Genomic DNA, 20,368 nt, shown 5'->3' with positions numbered 1-20,368 from the left:
CAAAGTTACTAAAAATAAAGCATTTAGCCGTGCTTATTCTTTATTTTCTCGCAACACCCCTGAATCATGTTCCTGATTTGAGCCACGCGTGCAGTCTCTTCGGGCCGGTACCGGCGGTAGTACACCAGAGCGTTCTGGAAGTGGTCGAGAGCCGCTATCCAGTCCTCCCGGTACATGTAAATGAAGCCCTCCCGATAGTACGCATCGGCCTTTTCGTTGTCCTGACAGAGCGTCAACATCTGTTCGTACAGGGGCAGGGCACGGTCGTATTGTTGCAGTTGGAAGTGGCTCTCGGCGGCCGCATAGCAGTAGAACGACCGCTCTTGGGGGGCAAAAGCCGAGAGGCGGGGTATGACGGAGTCGAGGCAAGCGGCGGCTTCTGCATACGCCCAGGCGTAGTAATGGCACACGCCCAGGTAGGCGCGGAAGCGCGGATTGAGCCTGTAGCGACCGTCGAGCCGCTGGAGAATGAGGCGTGCCTCGTGGTACTTGCCGCTCTGAAAATAGTCGATGGCACGGCCCAGCTGCTCGCTGTCTGCCGTCTGTGCCCGGGCTGGGGCGGCGGCAGACAGCAGCAGAACCGCTGCCACGAGGGCGGCACGCAGCCGGCGGCACTGGCTGTGCATGGGCTTATCGGGTGTAGAAGTCGATGAGCGCCTGCAGGGCTTGGCGGCAGGCGGGGCAGAACTCGGGCGTCTCGTTGGTGCGCATGCGGCAGTCTTCATAGGCCCGGTAGACGCCCTTGAGCTTGTAGCCGGCCCCCTCGTAGAAGCCCGCCGCCTTGTCTTTGCCGAGCAGATTTTCCCACTTGTCGCGGAAGTCCACGCGCGTGGTGATATTCTTTTCCCAGGGTTCCACGTCGAGCGGGTAGAGGTCCACGGGCTCGGCGTCGTAGGCATACTCGTCGGCCAGCCCGGCAAAGCTGTGTCCAAACTCGTGCACCACCACGGGTTTGGCCCACGCGTTGCGGGTGGTCGAGAGGATGTAGGAGTTGAGAATGCCGCCGCCGCCGTAGCCGTCGGAGTTGACCAGCACCAGAATGTGCTCGTAAGGCGTGCCGGCCAGCAGGTCGTGCATGTCCTTGAGGTGCGACGTGGTGAGGTATCGCTCGCTGTAATTGGTGTACCAGTGGGAGTGGAGGGCCGTGTTTTTCCAGATGCCCTTGCCGGGGTTGCTGGCGCCGCTCTCGGCCGACGGCGACTTCACGGCCACAATGTTGAACCTGCTGCGCGAGCTCTTGAAGGGCTCGTGCTCGAACAATGCCTCCATGGCGGCCCGCGCATCGGCGATGAAAGCGCCCATCTCCTCGGCCCGATAACCTTCGGCCAGATAGGCCAGGTGGATGCAGTTGGCGGTGTCGGCAGCCTGTTGCAGCAACTCGTAGGGCGTGACGCCGTGCTGCCCGATGGGGCGTATCAGGATGTCGGTGGGCACCACCTGGTGGGTGAACCGGGCGCACACCTGCCGCCGGTTGTCGCGTAAGTCGACGGTTACGTCGGCCGTATCTTTGGGCATGGGCACCAGAAACACGTTCTCGAACGCCTTGGTGGTGTGCAGGGCTTCGGGTTCTTGCTGCCATTCCTGGAAGAGAGTGGAGAACGAGTTGCGGTAGATCACCCGGCCCGTGCGGTGGTCGCGCACGGTGATCTGCCCGTTGCCCTCCACGGGCACCTCGGCGAGCCGTCTGCGTTTGCCGTACCAGCGGGGCTCCACCATCAGCTCGTCGAGGGCCAGATGCTGGGTGTTGCGGTCGCCGGAGAAGATGTAGTCGATGCGCAAGGTCTTGTCCTGGAAGTAGCGGTCGAAGTCTTGCGCCGTGGCCCCGACGGCTGTCAGGAGCAGCATGGCCATGCAGAGGATGAGCTTTCTCATGGGTGGTTGGTGTGGTGTGATGGGTTGATGGTCTGTCAAAGTGGAGTTCGGGGGTTGCGGCCTCCGGGCTGCCGGCGTTGCGGCGGGTGGCTCAATACACGCGCAGCCGGTCGCCCACGCGTATCTGATAGTCGGGCGTGAGGTGGTTTTTCTTGTACAGGCTCTTCAGTCTGATGCCGTACAGCTGGGCAATGGAGTACATGCTCTCGCCCGGCTGGACGGTGTGCGGCCTGCGCTTGAACGCCTTGTCGGCCCGCTTCTGTTTCTTTTTCAGATAGATGATGTCGCCCTCGTGCAGCACGTCCTTGTAGCCGCGCTCGTTGTATCTGGCAATCCTTCGGCCCGAGAGATCGGTCTCCTTGCCGATGGACTTGAACGTGTCGCCCTCGCGTGCCACCATGTAATAGTTCTTGTTGTATATCTTGATGGGGTGCAGGCGGCCGCCGCTCTGGGCCGGTTGGTCTATGCCCGACCGCCGTGCCAGGAACTTGTCGTAGGACCGTGCCTGGTCGTACTGGTGCAGACCGTACAGTTCTATAATCTCGATGAGCTTCTGGGCGTAGCGCGGGTTGGTGGCGTAGCCGCAGTCTTTCAGGCCCTGCGCCCAGCCGCGGTAGTCGCCGGGGCTGAGGCTGAACAGGCGGGCGTAGCGCGCATTGCCCGAGAGGAAGCGGCTGTGGTCCTCGTAGCTCTGGCGTGCATTGTCGTAGGCGCGGAAGCATTCGCCCACGGCATCGTCGTCCTGCGCGATGGTGCGGCCCGTCCAGCCATGGCACTTGATGCCGAAATGGTTGTTTCCCCGCGTGGCCAGGTCGCTCAGTCCGGCCCGGCTTTCAAACACGCCTTGGGCCAGAGTGATGCTTGCCGGGATGCGGTAGCGCAGCATTTCCTCGATGGCCAAGTCCTTGTACTGGTCGAAATAAAGCTGGTATTGCTGGTTCCACTTCATCTGGGCGCGGGCGGGCAGCAGGGCGCAGACGAAGCCAATGGTGCATAAGAGTTGTTTCAGATGGTGCATGCCTTCTCGGTGTTGACGGGAATCTTTCTCGCCCGTAACGGGTCGTGGGCCCTTTTGTTGTGGGCGTTCCTCCCGTTTTTGACGGGTTTTGCAAAGATACGAAAATAGTGAAACAATCAGGGAGAAAGCCCCCTTTTTAACGTTTTCGGCCTTGCCGGAACCTGTTGTGAGGGTTCCGGCAAGGCCGAAAGCAGGGTTGTGGCATGTGAAAGCAGGGATTATGGCAAGGCGATTATGGCGTAATCGCCCTGCGTTTACGCCGTCGCCGCGTTGCGATTACGCCGCAATGGTTTGGCCTTTGCGGCACGATGGTTGGCCGGGGACGGTGCCACGCCCATTATTTTAGGCCACAGAAGCACACAGATGCCCACGGATAGGCATCTGCATGCACGCGCCATCGAGCGGACAAGACACGCAAATCCAATCAATGGGACATGCAAATCCAATCGGCAAAACACATGGATGCAGTGTACAAAACGGGTGAGCGGGTGGTGCGAAAGGGTATTGGAAACCCTCAATGCCGGGCGGCATCGAGCAGGATTTCGTTGAGCGTGGGGTGGATGTGTACGATGTCGGCCAGCCGTTGGCGGGTGATGCCGAGGCTCATCAGGGCCGCAACCTCCTGCACCAAGGCAGCCGCGTCGGCCCCGAGCACGTGGCATCCGATGATGCGGTCGTCGGCATCGCAGATGATTTTGGCCAGCCCGTCGGTTTGTTCGGTGGCCTGTGCCCGTCCGTTGGCCCGGTAGATGGCCTTGTGGCAGGCGTAGTCCAGCCCCGCCTCCTTGCACGCTTCCTCGGTGAGTCCCACGGCGGCGGCCTCGGGTTGGGTGAACACAGCGGCCGGCATCACGTCGAGCCGTATCGCGTCTTGACGGCCCATGATGTGGTTTACAGCGCGCATTCCTTGGAACGTTGCGGCGTGGGCCAGCATCTGCCGGCCGTTCACGTCGCCCACGGCATAGATGCCCGGCACGGTGGTCTGCAGGTTGTCGTCGGTGGTGATGCCGACCGGAGTGACGCCGATGGCCGTGCACTCCAGCCCGAGCCCCTCGGTGCGGGGCCGCCGGCCCGTGGCCACGAGGATGGCGTCGGCCCGCAGCCGCACCTCCGTCTGCTTCTTGGCATCGAGCCATACCACGTTGTCGCCCTCGACACGCTGCACCGCAGCCCCCATGCAGAAGCGTATGCCCTGCTTGTCGAGCGCCTTGCGCAGACGGCGAGCCAGCTCTCCGTCCATGGTGGGCAGGCACTCCTTGAGATACTCCACCACCGTGACCTCGCAGCCGAAGGCAGCAAACACCGAGGCCATTTCCAGGCCGATGACGCCGGCTCCGATGATGCAAAGCGAGGCGGGAAGCTCCTGACGGGAGAGCAATTGCTCGGAGGTGACCACGCGTGGGCTCCGCTCTCCCGCGCCCAGTCCGGGCACGGGGGGCATGCGGGCCTCGGAGCCCGTGGCGATGATGACGTGGCGGGCCTCGATGTGCTCGGGGCCCACGCAGACGGTGCGGTCGGCCACGAACCGGGCATGGCCCCTGACGAGCCGGATGCCGGGCTGCTGCAACAGTCCCTCCACACCCTGCCGCAGGGTCTCCACCACGCCGTTCTTGCGGGCCATGGCGGCGGCGAAGCGGGCCGCCTTGTCGGTGGCAGCGACGGCCAGCCGGGCGTCGTGCACGAGCGATTTGGTGGGAATGCAGCCGCAGTTGAGGCAAGTGCCGCCGGCCAGCCGCTCCTCCACGACGGTCACCTCGCGGCCCAGGCGTGCGGCGTAGGCCGCCGTTTCGTAGCCGCCCGGGCCGCTGCCGATGATGAGAATGTCGGTGTTCATGGTTCTGTGGGTTGGGTTTCGGGATAGGTGAGCACGGGCTCGCGGGCCGCCAGCACGTCGTCCACGCGCGAGATGGGGGCCGTGTGCGGGGCCGTCTTCACCACCTCGGGCGACTCGATGGCCTCGCGAGCTATCTGCCGCATGACGGCGATGAAGCGGTCGATGGTCTCCAGACTCTCGTTCTCGGTGGGCTCAATCATCATCGCCTCGTGGAACAACATGGGGAAATAGATGGTCGGGGCATGGAAGCCGAAGTCGAGCAGGCGCTTCGCCACGTCCATTGTGGTGACGCCGGTCGACTTGTCGCGCAGGCCGTCGAACACGAACTCGTGCTTGCACAGCCCGCCGATGGGCAGCTCGTAGACGTCGCGCAGGCTCTCCTTGATGTAGCTGGCGTTGAGCGTGGCCAGCGGCCCCACCTGCCCGATGTGCTCCCGGCCCAGCGTGAGCAGGTAGGCCAGGGCGCGCAGCTCCACGAGGAAGTTGCCGTGGTAGGGGTTCACCGTGGGGAAGAAGGGCTCCAGATCGCGGCGCACGCCCACGGGCCCGCTGCCCGGTCCGCCGCCTCCATGGGGCGTGGAAAAGGTCTTGTGCAGGTTCACGTGCAGCACGTCGAAGCCCATGTCGCCCGGCCGGCACACGCCGAGCAGCGGGTTCAGGTTGGCCCCGTCGTAGTACATCAGTCCGCCACAGGCGTGCACGCGTTCCACAATGTGCACGATGCGGTGCTCGAAAAGGCCCAGCGTGTTGGGGTTGGTCATCATCATAGCCGCCACGGTGTCGTCGAGTTTGGTCTCGAGGTCGGCCGTGTCGACGGTGCCGTCGGGCAGACTTTTCACCTCGACCACCTCCAGTCCGCACACGGCTGCCGAGGCAGGGTTGGTGCCATGGGCCGAATCGGGCACGAGCACCTTGGTGCGGCCCGTGTCGCCCCGGCTCTCGTGGTAGGCGCGAATCACCATCAGCCCCGTGAGCTCGCCGTGGGCGCCGGCGCAGGGCTTCAGCGTGAAGGCGTCCATTCCTGTCACTGCCGCCAGCAGCCGGCACAGCAGTTTCTCGGCTTGTAGCGCACCCTGCACGGTGGCGTCGGGCTGCAGCGGGTGCAGGTTTTGGAACTCGCGGCGGGCGGCCGTCTCGTCGTTGATCTTGGGATTGTACTTCATCGTGCACGACCCCAGCGGGTAGAAGCCGTTGTCCACGCCGAAGTTGTTGCCGCTGTGGTTGGTGTAATGCCTCACGACGGTAGGCTCGTCGCACTCGGGCAGACCGGCTGCCCGCCCGCGGCATGCCTTGGCGGGCAGCTCGTGGCGGGGAAATTCCGACGCGGGCAGACTGTAGCCCACGCGTCCCGGACGGCCGAGCTCGAAGATGAGATGTGAATATAGCTTGTTGTTCATAGTGCTCCTCCTTATTTATATATGTGGTGCCGGTGCGGCCTCGGGCACGAGGCCCACGAGCGTGTCGGCCTCTTGGCGGGTGCGTTGCTCGGTGACGGCCAGCATCACCACGTCGTCGGCCACGCGCACGCCGCCGAAGAAACCGGCGTCGAGCCACCGCTGTTGCAGGGCCTCGAGGTCGCCGTCGTAGCGCAGACAGAACTCGTTGAAAAACTCGCGGCCGGGGAAAGCCTCGCTGAAGCGGCCCGTGGACAGCAGCGCACGGTGCAGGTAGTGGGCGCCGTCGCAGCCTGCCTGGGCCGCCTCGCGCAGTCCCTGCTTGCCCATGAGGGCCATGTAGATGGTGGCCCAGAGGGCCATGAGGCTCTCGTTGGAGCAGATGTTGGACATGGCTTTTTGCCGTCGGATGTGCTGTTCGCGGGCCTGCAGGGTGAGCACGTAGGCGCGCCGGCCGTCCTGATCGACGGTCTGCCCCACGATGCGCCCCGGCATCTTGCGCATGTGTTTCTCCGTGGTGCAGAGATAACCCAGGTAAGGACCGCCCCAGGCCATGGGCAGTCCGAGGCTCTGGGCCTCGCCCACGGCGATGTCGGCTCCCCATTCTCCGGGGGTCTTGAGCAGGGCCAGGTCGGCCGCCACGCTGTTGACGATGAACAGGGCCTTGGCCGCATGGCAGGCGTCGGCCGCATCGTCGAAGTCCTCGATGATGCCGTAACGGTTGGGTTGCTGCACGATAACGCCCGCCGTGGGCTCCTGGGCCAGCAGCGAGGGCAGGGTGGAAAGGTCGGCGGCGCCGTTGTGCTGGGGAATGATGTCGAGCCGGATGCCATGGAAGCGGGCATAGGTCTGCACCACTTGCATCACTTTCGGGTCTATCGTCTCGGCCACGAGCACGCGCCTTGACTTGCGGGCGATGCCGCAAGCCATCATCGCTGCCTCGGCCGTGGCCGTGGCGCCGTCGTACATCGAGGCGTTGGACACGTCCATTCCGGTGAGCCGTGCCATCATCGTCTGGTACTCAAAGATGTAGTGTAATGTGCCTTGCGAGATCTCGGCTTGGTAGGGCGTGTAGCTCGTGAGATACTCCGAGCGGCTCACAATCTGGGGTATTACGGCCGGGATGTAGTGGTCGTAGACGCCGTCTCCAGCAAAGCAGGTCTTCACGCTGTTGGCTGCACACAGGCCGTCGAAGAAGCGGCGCACCTCCGTCTCGCTCATGGCGGCGGGCAGGTCGTAGGCGCCTTGCAGCCTCACCTCCCGTGGCACGTCGGCGTAGAGCTCGTCCATCGAGCCCACGCCCACCACTGCCAACATGCGCTGGATGTCGGCATCGGTGTGTGGAAAATACTTGAACATAGGCGTTTGGCGGTTGGGGTCACTGCACGGTGGCCAGATAATCCTCCTCGTTCATCAGGGCGTCGAGCTCCGAAAGGTCGGCGAGCTTCACCTTGATGAGCCAGTTGGCGGCGGCGTCCTCGTTGATGAGGGCGGGTCGGTCGGCCAGCGCGTCGTTCACTTCGACCACTGTTCCGCTCACGGGCGAGGTGAGGTCGCTGGCAGCTTTCACGCTCTCCACGGCGCCGAAGTCCTCTCCGGCCGTCACCTCGTCGTCCACTTCGGGCATGTCTACGTAGACAATGTTGCCCAAAGCTTTCTGTGCATAGTCGGTGATTCCGATGTATCCAAACTCTCCTTCCACGCGCACGTATTCGTGTGATTCGCTGTAATAAGTCATGATGATGTATTTTTAGGTTTAAAATAGGGTTGTTGTCGGGGGATGGCGAACGCTTGTTTCAAGCGTGCGGGGCGGCCCGTAGGCCGGCCCCTACACCTATACCTGACAGGAGGTGATAGGTGGGGATAGGCTGTTATAAGGGTGATGGGCTGTTATGGGGTAGGTGGGGGTGGGCTGTTATAAGGGTGATGGGATGTTATGGGGTAGGTGGGGGTGGGCTGTTATAAGGGTGATGGGCTGTTATGGGGTAGGTGGAGGTGGGCTGTTACTTCTTGTAATGCTTCTCGTAGAACTTCTTTTTGACGATGGTGCCGGGGAAGAGCTTCTTGCGGATTTGCACCTCCACGCGGTCGCCGAGCTGCAGACGGCTGTCCACTAAGGCCACGGCACAGCTCTTGTCCACGGAGATAAGGCGGTAGCCGGTGGTCACCTCGCCCACCTCCTGGCCGTCGGCCATCACCTTGTAGCCGTGGCGCGGTACGGCACGGTCGTCGATCTCGATGCCGCGCAGACGGCGGGTCACGCCCTCGGCTTTCTGCCGCACGAGGGCCTCGCGACCGATAAACTCAGGCTTGTCGAGCTTGCAGAACATGCCGAGACCCGCCATGACGGGCGAGATGTCGGGCGAGAGCTCGTCGCCGTAGAGCGGCAACCCCACCTCAAAGCGCAGCGTGTCGCGGCAGCCCAGGCCGCAGGGCGTGCATCGGTGGCTGTCCATGAGCCGATCCCACTGGGCCACAATGAAAGCGTGGGAGCCATAGATCTCGAACCCGTCCTCGCCCGTGTAGCCTGTTCGGCTCACGATAACGGTCTCGCCCGCGGCCTCAAGGGTCTTCGCCGTGTAGAACGAGAGCTCGCGGCAGGGCAGTGCAAGCACCTGCTCCATCACCTCTTCGGCCTCCGGTCCCTGCACGGCCAGCTGGCCGTAGCGGTCGGAAGCGTGGTCGAGCACCACGTCAAACCCCTCGGCATGGCGGCGCATCCACTCCACGTCTTTGTCGATATTGGCTGCATTGATAACGATAAAAAACTCCTCGTTGCCCATCTTGTAGACCAGCAAATCATCCACGGTGCCGCCGCCGGGATAGAGCATCATGCCGTAGAAAATCTGGTAGAGGGGGGCGCCCGACACGTCGTTGGTGAAGATGTGGTTCACGTATCGCTCGGCGTCGCGGCCGCGCACCACCACCTCGCCCATGTGCGACACGTCGAACACGCCGCAATGCCGGCGCACGGCCTGGTGCTCGTCGATGATGGATGAATACTGTATGGGCATGTCGAATCCGCCAAAGGGCTGGATGAGCGCACCCATGGCCTGGTGGCGCTCGTAGAGACAGGTTCGTTTGTTCATATAGGGACAGGTTTGGATTGTTGCTTCGTGCCGGTGCGTCTACTTGCTGTAGATGAACTGTGGGTCGAGGTATTCGCGCTCAATGAGGCGGATGCCGTCCTCGTCGGCCTCGGTGAGGCAGTGGGTTTTGTCGCAGATGGTGTTGCGTAGGCTCCGCTTGATGTCTTCGAGCGAGAGTGTGGTGTAGTCCTTGAGCAGGGTGATGCGCTGGGCCACGCTCTGCACACCGTTCTTGTCGAGCTTCTGTTTGCCGGGCGTGATGGCGCGTGTCATGTGCTCCATGCGCGTGTCGTAAAGCAACGTGCCGTGGGCAATGGTGCGGCCGGGAAGGTGCCAAATGGCGTTGCCTGATATTTTATGGCCGCCCAGCATCACGTCATTATGGTCGTTGCGCACGGCAGGAATGCCGATGCGCTGCAGGGCCGCGGTGAGCAGGGCAAGGTAATGGTCGAAGGCCTCGGTGAGGTCGTTCTCGCGCGTGATGTAGGAGAGCATCACGTTGCTCATGTCGGCATACACGCATCCGCCGCCGCTCTTGCGCCTGAACACGTCGATGCCCTCGGTGCGGCAGTAGGCCAGATCCACCTCGTTCTCAGCCACTTGGTTGCGTCCGAAGATGACAGTGGGCTCCACTTGCCACATGAAAAAGCAGTCCTCGCCCGCATAGACGCTGCGGGCCACGTATTCCTCCATGGCGAGATAGAAGCTGAGTCGGTGGGTCGCGGTTGTTTTCAGGTCAATATATATCATGGTCGTAGCAGTTTCGTAGGGTTTTTATCTGCGTGCAAACATACGAATTTTATTTTAGATTCATACGATTTTTATGAGAAAAAACACGGAAACGTCTCAAATAATTGATTGTCGAGAGGAATGTGGGCAGTCAGTGAAATTCGGGCAAAATCTGACAACTTTCATATCGAAGCCAAGCTAAAGTATTCTCACAGAGTTGCGTATGATAAGTTCAGGACTCAGTAGAATCTGCCTGTTGGCTTTTACTTTCTTTTCTATTTCATCCTGTATCATGTCAAATGCGATGATTCCTATTTCTTGTATAGGTTGGATTACACGCGTTATGGCAGGCTCAAGGTAGTCTAAGAAGATGTTGTCATCGAAAGAAACCATTGAGACTTGTTCTGGTATATGTCTTTTATTTTCTTTCAGTGCTTTCATGGCTCCCAGAAGAATGGTGTTGCTGGTGGAAAAAATGGCCGTTGGTTGGTAATCTGACGCCAGACATATTTGTGTTTCAATATATCCATTCATCAGCGAGAAATCTTTTCCTTTGACATTGATGTTTCCCTCATTCCCAAATTCTTTCATGGCATCTTGATAGCCACGTACACGCTCTTTCGTGGTGATGGAATTGCTTTCTCCTGCCAGGCACAAGATGTTTCTGTGTCCAGCTTCAAGCAGTAACCGGGTTACTCGATAGCCGCCTTCATAGTTGTTCGTGGAAACATAAGGTAAAGTGGTGTCGGCAAAATATCGATCAATAAGAATCAGTGGGACTGATGGTTGGTATGCTGCTTTCAGCCGTTTGCCGTTGCTGCCAGTTGGAACAAGGATGATTCCGTCCATATTGTGCGAGTAGGCATTCTCGATGGACTCCATCTCTATGTCTTCGTTTTCAAAGGTATTCATAACATTGATGAAATACCCTTTTTCTTTTGCCTCTTCGATGATTACACCTGCAATGTTTGCAAAAAAAGGATTTACAATGTTAGGTATGACTAAAGCGATGGTATAAGATGCCTTTTTGCGCAACATTTGTGCAGCAAAATTGGGCCTGTAGCCACATTTTTGTGCTTCTTCAATAATTTTGGTAACCGTATCCGGGTTGATGCGGTATTGTTCACCCTTACCTGACAGTGCCCTGGAGATAGTAGTTTTAGACAAATCAAGCCGTTTGGAAAGAGATTCAAGAGTTTCTTTCATCTTGTTAAAAGTATAGAGTACAAATTTACTAATTCTAATTTATAATTCATAGACAACGCATGACTTCTTCTGAAACACAGAGTTAATGTAGGTTAAAAAACGAGCAACTAATTGATATTTTCATATATTTGCACAAACGTTTGTGCTATCTGTTCAATATCAGATTTATAATAACTAAATATCTAAAATCTATAATAATGAGAAGAATACTTGTGATAGGAAGCAGTAACACCGATATGGTGATTAAATCTGATCGATTGCCTAAACCGGGCGAAACATTGCTTGGAGGAAAATTCATGATGAATCCTGGAGGAAAGGGGGCCAACCAAGCTGTTGCAGCCTCCCGGCTGGGTGGTAACGTAACGTTTGTGTGCAAAGTTGGTAGGGACACTTTTGGCAAGAAAGCCCGCGAATTATTTAAGGAAGAGGGTATTGATGTGTCTCATATTCTTGAGGATCCAGAGGGAAATTCTGGGGTAGCTTTGATTAATGTGGACAGCAAAGGGGAAAACTGCATTGTTGTAGCAGAGAGTACTAACGATGCACTTACTTCTAAAGATATTGAAAGTCTCACAGAAGTTATTAAAGCTTCTGACATTTTAGTCCTTCAGTTGGAAATACCAATGGAATCCGTAGTAAAGGCTGCAGAGATTGCGCATGCCCATGGAAAAAAAGTAATACTTAATCCTGCGCCTGCGCCGAGCCAGGGATTCCCCGCGGGCTTTCTATCCAATATCGACCTCATTGTTCCCAATGAGACCGAGGCTTCGATTATTTCCGGTATTGAGGTGCAAAGCTTGGAAGAAGCCGAGAGGGCAGCAAAAAAGATTCAAGAAGTAGGCTGTAAGAAAGTTATCGTCACTCTTGGTTCACGTGGCGCCATGATAGCAAACCATGAAATTACGGTAGTTCCATCAGACAAGGTGGAAGCAGTAGATACCACTGCGGCAGGAGATACGTTCTGCGGAGCTTTGGCTGTAGCTCTCTCGGAAAACATGTCATTGGAAGAGGGTACACGTTTTGCCTGCCATGCTTCAGCTATATCAGTGACACGCATGGGCGCGCAATCATCAATACCCTATAGGTACGAGATAAAATAATTCATAAACAATACTATTATGTACAGACACATTCTTACTTTTATGCTGTTCTCCATGATTTCTGTCCATGCTTTCTGCCAGGAAATAACGGGAACTGTAACTGATGCCAATGGTGATCCTACCATAGGCGTATCCATTATTGTCAAAGGTACTCAAAGGGGTACTACTACTGATCTAAACGGCAAGTTCTCTCTTATGGCTGATCCAACAGAGACACTTGTCATATCTTATATAGGTTTCCACACTCAGGAAGTTTCTGGTAGGAATAACTATACTATTACATTGCAGGAAGACAATCAGAATCTGAATGAGATTGTAGTGATTGGCTATGGATTTACTACCAAAAAAGAGGTTACGGGATCTGTTGCCAGTTTAAAGGCCAAATCCTTGAATAAAGGAATTTTTACCAATGCTATGGGACTGCTACAAGGAAAGGTTGCTGGACTTTCTGTAGTGAATGCCAATGGTGGAGATCCCAATGCTAAATATGAAATACTGTTGCGTGGTACCAATACTCTATCGGCTGGACAAGGGCCGCTGGTTATCATTGACGGTGTTGCAGGCGCAGACATACGCAATATCAATTATGAAGAAGTTGAATCGATTGATATTCTGAAGGATGGCTCTGCTGCTGCCATATACGGCACACGCGGTACAAACGGCGTAATCATTGTGACAACCAAACGAGCTCATGCCGGCACCACCCAAGTGAGCTACGAAGCGCAATTCTCCTTGGGAGTAGTAAATCGCAGGGCTAAACCTTTATCAGCAACGGATTATAGGGAAGTAATCAAAAATTATCGCCCAGAACTTACAGAATATATTGGCAAAGACAATACAGACTGGTTCAAGGAAATTACTCGTACACCGATAGGGCATAGTCACTCTGTAGCTCTTTCGGGCGGTACAGAAAAGTTCTCTCATCATACTAATATTAACTATCAATATCAACAAGGTTTGCAGAGAAAGAATTATAATGAGAAGATGATCATTTCAAGCAATATCCGTCAGTCGCTTCTCGATAGCTGGTTAGATATGGATTATAACATCCGTATTGCTCACCGCAGATATTATCCTTCCAGTACTTCTGCTTTTCAACAGGCTTTTACGCATAATCCGACGACACCTGTCTATGACGCATCCAATACGGAAGCTGGTGGATATAGCCGTACTGTTGCCATGCAATATTACAATCCTGTGGCAATGATCAATGAATGTTCGATGGAGAACGAAGACGATAACTATGGTGGTAATCTACGTGCCTCCCTTAACATCAAATGTGTTCCTGGGCTGAAATGGGATAATTTCCTTTCGTATGACCGTGAGAAATCAACTGAAAATACGTATTATTCGCACTATTATCCAAGCTACATAGGCACCAATGGATTAGCCAAAATCTCAAACGTCCAGTATGACGACACCCAGTTCCAGTCAACACTAAACTACTTCCAAGAGTTTGGCAAACATGCAGTACAAGCACTGTTAGGCTATGAATATCAATATCAGAAGAACAGTACTTCTGGAATGGAGAACTCATACTTTGATGTGGATGACTATCTTTGGAACAATATTGGTGCAGGTGCCTATTTGTCACAAGGTAAAGCCTCTATGAATTCGTATAAAGAAGACAACACTTATATTGCTTATTTTGGCCGAATCATGTACAACTATGATGACCGTTATCTTCTGTCTTTCTCGATGCGTCGTGACGGTTCTTCACGTTTTGGAAACAACAATAAATGGGGATGGTTCCCTGCTGTCAGTGCAGGATGGCGTATCAATAAAGAATCTTTTATGAAAGATGCCAAATGGATGAACGACCTCAAATTACGCATAGGTTATGGTGTTACAGGAAACCAAGATTTTTCTAATTATAAATCATTAATGTTGATGTCCGTAGCAGGCTATTGTTATTACAATGGACGCTGGATACATACCTATCAGCCGGCTAGCAATGCCAATCCTGACCTGCAATGGGAAAGAAAAAACGAATTCAATGTAGGTCTTGACTTTGGTTTCTTTGATGGCCGTATCTCTGGTACGATAGACTTTTATCACAGGCTGACTACTAATTTGTTGTATTCTTATACCGTTCCAACACCTCCTTATGTTTATGATACGATATTTACCAATGTGGGTGAAATCAGTAACAATGGTATTGAGATAACTCTCAGCGTAATACCAGTCCGAGTCAAGGACTTCGAATGGAACATGACCTATACTCTTTCACATAATAGCAATAAACTGAAGAAATTCACTAATAAAGAATTTGAAAACGGAACATATAAGGTTGGTTGGTCAACCAGTGGTGCATGTTATACCCAACGCTTAATAGAAAGAGAATCGCTGGGAACATTCTATGGTCCTGTATGGACGGGAATTGACGCTAACGGCAACGACATCCTCAAGGGACAAGGAAGTGATGGGTCAGTTCCAGAGGAACAGTGGGAGAAAATAGGAAACGCCTATCCTGACTTCCAGATGGGATGGAGCAATAATTTCCGCTACAAGAAATTTGATCTTGGTTTCTCCCTGCGGGCTTCCATTGGCGGCGATATTCTCAACAACTATGCCATGGAATATGCCAACCTAAGTAGTCTCGGACTTCGTAATATTTCTGAGAAATGGCTTGATTGCAAGGAATTTACAAGTACTACCTATAAGTATTCATCAAAGTATATAGAAAGTGCATCATTCTTAAAACTCGACTATGTATCGTTGGGTTATAACCTTGATTTCAAATCTAAATTTATACATAGCCTACGCCTTGCTCTAACAGCACAGAATGTATTCTGTATTACCAAATATAAGGGCGTAGATCCAGAAGTTGCCCTTTCCGGTCTGGAGCCAGGCATTGAATACTTAAACTATTATCCTCGCACAACGCAATTTACCTTTGGAGTTAAAGTTGAATTTTAAAGAATTATAGAAATGAAAAAGCTATATATATTATTTACATCTGGCATAATGGCTCTTGCCATGTCTAGTTGCGATAATCTTGACGAGCATGTATATTCTAACATTGACATGAACAACTTCTTCAAAACCGAGGAGGAACTGGTGGCCAATGCAGGAAGGGCCTACACAAAGTTGCAGGCATACAACCAAGAGCAGAGTCTGTGGACCCTATTGTTGCAAACTTCTGACGAATGTGCAGTACCGGCCCATGGTGGTAGCTGGTATTCTAATGGACGGTATGAAGAACTACAGACTAATATGATTCCTCCTGCCAATAAATTAGTGAAGAAAGGATGGAATTTCTTGTTCAATGGCATAGCGTCATGTAATGAGATTATTTTTGAGACCGAGCAGACTTCTGTTGAGGTGTCAGGAAAGGATAAACTTATTGCCGAAATGAAAGTACTACGCGCGTTTTTCTATTATGAAGCTATTTCTAATTGGGGCAATGTGCCTTTCACTATCGATTATACAGATACTGATTATCCTAAGCAAAAGAGTCGCAGGGAAATATATGATTTCCTCATCACAGAGATCAATGACAACATGGATTTCTTGGATGCCTCGCCTGCTTCGTCTAACTATGGGCGTATTACACAGGGTGCTGCTCGCTGTTTGTTAGCCAAACTTTATCTGAATGCAGCTACGTGGTTTGGCGAAGGGCATAAAGCCTACGACAAGGCAGAGGAACAATGTAAAGCCATTATAAATTCCGGTCACTATGCAATTGAGGATGATTATGTAGCTAACTTTGCTATTGACAATGCTGCATCAAAGGAAAATATATTTGTAATCCCCTATGACAATATTTATACCAGTAGTTGGGATACAGGTTTAATCATTTATGTACTCACGCTTGACGGAAAGTCAGCATCATATTTCAAAATTTCCGATGCTTGGGATGGCTTTATCTGCGAGCCAGATTTTTATCAGACTTACGATGAGAAAGACAAGCGTCGCGATATGTGTTGGCTTGTTGGCGGCGAGGGTTATCCATTTACCTATAAGCCTTATTTTGATGAGGACAAATATTATAATAAGAATGGTGGCCGTTCTGATGACGAGGGGGCACGCTGCGTGAAATGGCCTTATCAGACCGATGGTACCCTTACAGGTGGTAATGCTTCGCAGAATAATGACTTTGCCATCTTCCGTTATGCTGATGTTATCCTCATGTATGAAGAAGCTTTATTGCGTCAGGGCAAAAGTCCTGTTGTATTGCAGGAATTATCGAAAATCCGTACACGAGCAGGACTCAATATCTATACAGAAAAAGATATTACTTTATCGGAACTCTACAATGAACGTGGACGAGAACTGGCATGGGAAGGATGGCGCCACGAGGATATGATACGCTTTGGCACCTATCTGAAGAAATATTGGGCACATCCTGATCAGTCGGCTGAAACTTTCCGACTTCTGTTCCCTATTCCAACAGATGTATTGAATGCTAACCCGAATTTAGTACAGAACGACGGATATGATAAATAGAAAATACTACAACTATGAAACATAAAAGATTTCTTTCACTTCTTATACCTGTGATTCTGTTCCATGCCACGGGACATGGGCAACAGATTTCTTTATCCCAGCTCAAGGATAAGATTGCCGGAGCCTGGATAGGACAGATGGTCGGAAATATTTATGGGCTCCCTTTTGAAAACAAGTTTATAGACGAGCCTGGCGACGAGGCGCGCTTCCCCTTTGGTTACACCAAGAATATGGATAAACTTGTGAAATATGATGGGGCTTTCTCGGATGACGATACTGACGTGGAATATCTCTATTTGATGGGGATGGAAAAATACGGTATCGAACCCACCTACGAACAAATGCGCCAATTGTGGATGCATCATATTCGTGACAGAGTATGGCTTGCCAACAGGGCAGCTCTGGGTCTGATGCACTATGGATACACACCGCCCTTTACGGGTATGCAAGAATACAATCCCCACTGGTACCAGATAGATCCGCAGCTCATCAACGAGATATGGGGGTACACTGCACCAGGCATGGTAGATTATGCCGCGGCCAAAAGTGACTGGGCAGCTCGTATAACCAGTGATTCGTGGGCAATAGAACCTACGATAATGTATGGTGCCATGTTTGCCAAAGCTTTCTTCTGCAACGACATACGTAAACTCATTGACGAGGGTTTGAAGTATCTGCCTGTCAATGGACGCTTTGCGCGTGGTGTTCGCAAGATGATAGCTCTCCATAAGCAATATCCTAACTCATGGCAGACGGCACGTGCTAAGATGGCGGAGGAATTCTACATCAACGAGGATCCTATGACCAAGACCATTTGGAACGCTAATTTAAATGGTTGTTGTGCCATTCTTGCCATGCTCTATGGGAACGGTGATTTCCAGCGCACGCTCGATCTTTGCTGTGCCATGGGATTTGACTGTGACAACCAGGCTGCCACCATCAGTGGTCTCATGGGAGTAATGTACGGAGCATCATCCATTCCTGCTAATCTCACAAAACCGATCAAGGGATGGTCCAAACCTTTCAACGACAGATATATAAATGTCACACGCTACGATATGCCCGATGCTTCGATAGACGATATTATCAACAGAACCTATCGTCAGGCCATCAAGCTTTCCATAGCTATGGGGGGAAAATTGAAAGGTAACAAACTCAAAATCAATGCCAATGCCAAGTTTGTCATTCCTTTGGAATTCTGTACTGGCCCCAAACCTGTGCTTGAGCAAGGCCAGGAGTCTAAATACAGCTTCGCCTGTTGCAGTAACCAGGCATATCACTGGAAGCTTGTAAGTGGAAAGCTACCCAATGGCATTATTTTCAATAGGGGGCAATTGTCAGGTATTCCCGAAGTACCCGGCCACTATCCTGTAAAATTATCTTTGTCGGATGGTAATCATACATTGGAGAAAAACTTTGATATTCTTGTGAAGTCTCCTAATATTGCACCTATGGCAGATACAATCTACACTACAGTACGCAAAGTCAATATGAATGTTCTCGACTCCTGTTGGACAACTTTTGGATATCCTATCTATGCCCTTGATATAAAGGCCATCAATGATGGTCGTACAAGGGGTGAGCACTCTGTATTTTATTCGCTTGCTGCGAAAAGTAACAATCCCAAGATGGATTACTTCGGATATGGCTGGAATAAGCCTCACAATATCGGAATGCTTACTTTTAATGGAGGTTGTCTTGAAGAGTTTGGTGGCTGGTTTTCCGATTTGTTTGTTCAGTATCAGGATCAAGATGGACACTGGAGAAATGTTAAGGGCCTCAGCTCTTCCCCCAAGTTGCCTGATACAGATATAGTATTCTTCCAACCTCATTACGCTTCCTACATTCTAGAATTTGAACCGGTCATGACCCGAGGCATACGTATAGTCTTCGATGACAAGGTACAGACCCATTGGGAAAAATACACCAAGAATGTTTCATCCTTTATCTCGGTCACAGAGATTGAGGTTCATGAGGCAAAATAAATAGATAATTTATATATAGATGAAAACAATGGAGAAACTATTCGTCGCTGTATTTTCTCTCATCTTCTCTCTTTCCATGACGGCAGCGAATGTAAAGGCTCTAACCACTTCCGAGCTAATGGACAAGATCAAAGGAGGATGGGCAGGGCAGACTATCGGTGTAGTGTTCGGCGCACCGACAGAGTTTAAGTTTACGGGAAGCTATATCCAGGACTATCAGCCTATTCCATGGGGAGAGGGGTATATCAAATATTGGTGGGGAAAAAAGCCAGGGCTCTTCGATGATGTGTATAATGACTGCACTTTCACCGATGCCTTTGCAGAGCTCGGGATAGACTGTACGTCCACACAGCTTGCACAGCGTTTTGCTTCGGCAAAATACCATCTGGCTCATGCAAACCAGATGGGACGTTATAATATAAAGAATGGCTTGGAACCTCCGGAATCCGGTTTTTGGATGAATAATCCGCATGCGGACGATTTGGATTTCCAAATAGAGGCGGATTTTATCGGGCTCATGTCGCCAGGCCTCATGCCAATGGCTCTTGACATTGCAGACCGTGTGGGGCATATCATGAATAGTGGCGATGGCTTTTATGGGGGCGCATTTGTTGCCGGGCTTTACTGTAGCGCGTTTTATCTCAATGACATAGGCAAGATCATCGACAATGCTCTGGAGCCGATTCCAAAGCAAAGTACTTTTTATCAGTGTATTAATGATGTACGCAAATACCATGCAGCACACCCAGATAATTGGAAAGACTGCTGGTTCTATCTACAGGAGCATTGGAATCATGATATAGGCTGTCCCAAAGGGGTTTTCCTTAATTTCAATATTGACGCCAAACTAAATTCTGCATTTGTAGTCTTGGCGATGCTCTATGGCAATGGAGATTACACTCGTACATTGGATATTGCCGCGCGACTGGGTCAAGATTCCGATTGCAATCCTTCTACGGCTGCTGGAGTACTGGGAGTTGTGTTGGGTTACAGCCATATCCCTGAATTCTGGCTCTCGCCGCTCAAAGAGATTGAAGGCCTGTGTTTCCAGGGGACAGACTTGTCTCTCTCCAAATCCTATAGACAGAGCTACGAACTTGCCCTGCAAATGATTAAACAGCAAGGAGGTAAAATCATAGACAATATGGTGGAGATACCTCTTTCCAAAGCCAAGGTGTTGCCCTTGGAGCAGAATTTCACGGGGATGTATCCCGTATGCCGCGATCGCAAGGACTGCTTCATGCACGATGAATATGAGTTTGACTTCGATGGTAATGGGTTCGTCATCTGGGGCAACATCTGTAGTCTTAAGCATATCAATGAAGACTATATCAATCGTGTTTCCATCCGTCACATCGGTTCTGAGGTGTTCGGACTCGCGGAACCTGATGATGACTATGTTGCAGAAATAGAAGTATGGATAGACGGGAACCTCGACCAAGTATCCCTCCTGCCGATGAAAAATACAGAAAGAAAGGTAGAGCCAGCCTGGAAATATCTTCTTCAGGAAGGTCATCATCAGGTCGTGATGAAGTGGAGAAATCATAGAAAAGACTATGTCATTCGTATCAACGATATAGTTTATTATTCTGCCAACGAACTCACGGATAGGTTTTATTACAACGGAAAGAAAAAGACAAGAAAATGAAGACAAGCAACAAGTACAATATTCTGGTGGGCATGTTGCTCATG

Annotated in this window: 15 protein-coding genes; 5 read left to right on the top strand and 10 right to left on the bottom strand. The window is 52.3% G+C overall.

Annotation, left to right across the window (positions count from 1 at the left end):
• Positions 1-23: 23 nt before the first annotated feature.
• From L888_RS0102255 to L888_RS0102210, 10 genes are all read right to left on the bottom strand, one after another.
• The gene (locus tag L888_RS0102255; RefSeq protein ID WP_027951705.1) at positions 24-626 is read right to left on the bottom strand and encodes a tetratricopeptide repeat protein; all 603 of its coding nucleotides are present in this window, start codon (positions 624-626) and stop codon (positions 24-26) included.
• Positions 627-630: 4 nt separating this feature from the next.
• The gene (locus L888_RS0102250) at positions 631-1,872 is read right to left on the bottom strand and encodes a M64 family metallopeptidase (protein WP_027951704.1); all 1,242 of its coding nucleotides are present in this window, start codon (positions 1,870-1,872) and stop codon (positions 631-633) included.
• A 91-nt stretch (positions 1,873-1,963) separates the two neighbouring features.
• Positions 1,964-2,890 (bottom strand): glucosaminidase domain-containing protein, encoded by a 927-nt coding sequence (locus L888_RS0102245; RefSeq protein ID WP_027951703.1) that lies wholly within the window; start codon positions 2,888-2,890, stop codon positions 1,964-1,966.
• A 514-nt stretch (positions 2,891-3,404) separates the two neighbouring features.
• On the bottom strand, positions 3,405-4,724 hold the full coding sequence (lpdA, locus tag L888_RS0102240; RefSeq protein ID WP_027951702.1) for a dihydrolipoyl dehydrogenase: 1,320 nt from the start codon (positions 4,722-4,724) through the stop codon (positions 3,405-3,407).
• Positions 4,721-6,121: an aminomethyl-transferring glycine dehydrogenase subunit GcvPB gene (gcvPB, locus tag L888_RS0102235; RefSeq protein ID WP_027951701.1), complete on the bottom strand. Its 1,401-nt coding sequence runs from the start codon at positions 6,119-6,121 to the stop codon at positions 4,721-4,723. Before gcvPB ends, lpdA begins: the two co-directional genes overlap by 4 nt.
• A gap of 15 nt (positions 6,122-6,136) precedes the next feature.
• Positions 6,137-7,477 carry an aminomethyl-transferring glycine dehydrogenase subunit GcvPA gene (gene gcvPA / locus L888_RS0102230; protein WP_027951700.1) on the bottom strand — a complete coding sequence of 447 codons (1,341 nt, stop codon included), beginning with the start codon at positions 7,475-7,477 and terminating at the stop codon, positions 6,137-6,139.
• Positions 7,478-7,496: 19 nt separating this feature from the next.
• A complete protein-coding gene (gene gcvH, locus L888_RS0102225; protein ID WP_005846880.1) occupies positions 7,497-7,856 on the bottom strand; it encodes a glycine cleavage system protein GcvH in 360 nt (119 codons plus the stop codon).
• Between the two features lie 265 nt (positions 7,857-8,121).
• Positions 8,122-9,207, bottom strand: a complete 1,086-nt coding sequence (gene gcvT, locus L888_RS0102220) for a glycine cleavage system aminomethyltransferase GcvT (protein ID WP_027951699.1) — start codon at positions 9,205-9,207, stop codon at positions 8,122-8,124.
• A 39-nt stretch (positions 9,208-9,246) separates the two neighbouring features.
• Entirely contained in the window at positions 9,247-9,957 is a 711-nt protein-coding gene (locus tag L888_RS0102215) for a lipoate--protein ligase family protein (protein ID WP_027951698.1), read from the bottom strand.
• Between the two features lie 177 nt (positions 9,958-10,134).
• Positions 10,135-11,142, bottom strand: coding sequence for a LacI family DNA-binding transcriptional regulator (locus L888_RS0102210; protein ID WP_027951697.1), 1,008 nt, complete (start codon positions 11,140-11,142; stop codon positions 10,135-10,137).
• 197 nt (positions 11,143-11,339) lie between these two features.
• Here L888_RS0102210 and rbsK point away from each other — a divergent pair, with 197 nt between their 5' ends.
• The 5 genes from rbsK to L888_RS0102185 are packed head-to-tail and all read left to right on the top strand — an operon-like array spanning position 11,340 to position 20,324.
• On the top strand, positions 11,340-12,242 hold the full coding sequence (gene rbsK, locus L888_RS0102205; RefSeq protein WP_027951696.1) for a ribokinase: 903 nt from the start codon (positions 11,340-11,342) through the stop codon (positions 12,240-12,242).
• Positions 12,243-12,260: 18 nt separating this feature from the next.
• Complete coding sequence (locus tag L888_RS0102200) at positions 12,261-15,161, top strand: SusC/RagA family TonB-linked outer membrane protein (protein WP_027951695.1); 2,901 nt, start codon at positions 12,261-12,263, stop codon at positions 15,159-15,161.
• 12 nt (positions 15,162-15,173) lie between these two features.
• Complete coding sequence (locus L888_RS0102195) at positions 15,174-16,691, top strand: RagB/SusD family nutrient uptake outer membrane protein (protein ID WP_027951694.1); 1,518 nt, start codon at positions 15,174-15,176, stop codon at positions 16,689-16,691.
• A 14-nt stretch (positions 16,692-16,705) separates the two neighbouring features.
• The gene (locus tag L888_RS0102190) at positions 16,706-18,676 is read left to right on the top strand and encodes an ADP-ribosylglycohydrolase family protein (protein ID WP_027951693.1); all 1,971 of its coding nucleotides are present in this window, start codon (positions 16,706-16,708) and stop codon (positions 18,674-18,676) included.
• Between the two features lie 28 nt (positions 18,677-18,704).
• Complete coding sequence (locus tag L888_RS0102185; RefSeq protein ID WP_027951692.1) at positions 18,705-20,324, top strand: ADP-ribosylglycohydrolase family protein; 1,620 nt, start codon at positions 18,705-18,707, stop codon at positions 20,322-20,324.
• Positions 20,325-20,368: the final 44 nt, after the last annotated feature.

Source organism: Hallella seregens ATCC 51272, from assembly GCF_000518545.1.
In the GTDB taxonomy this organism is placed as follows: Bacteria; Bacteroidota; Bacteroidia; order Bacteroidales; family Bacteroidaceae; genus Prevotella; species Prevotella seregens.
The sequence above is the reverse complement of the archived record's forward strand: the minus strand, read 5'-3'. Positions and strand labels throughout refer to the sequence as shown.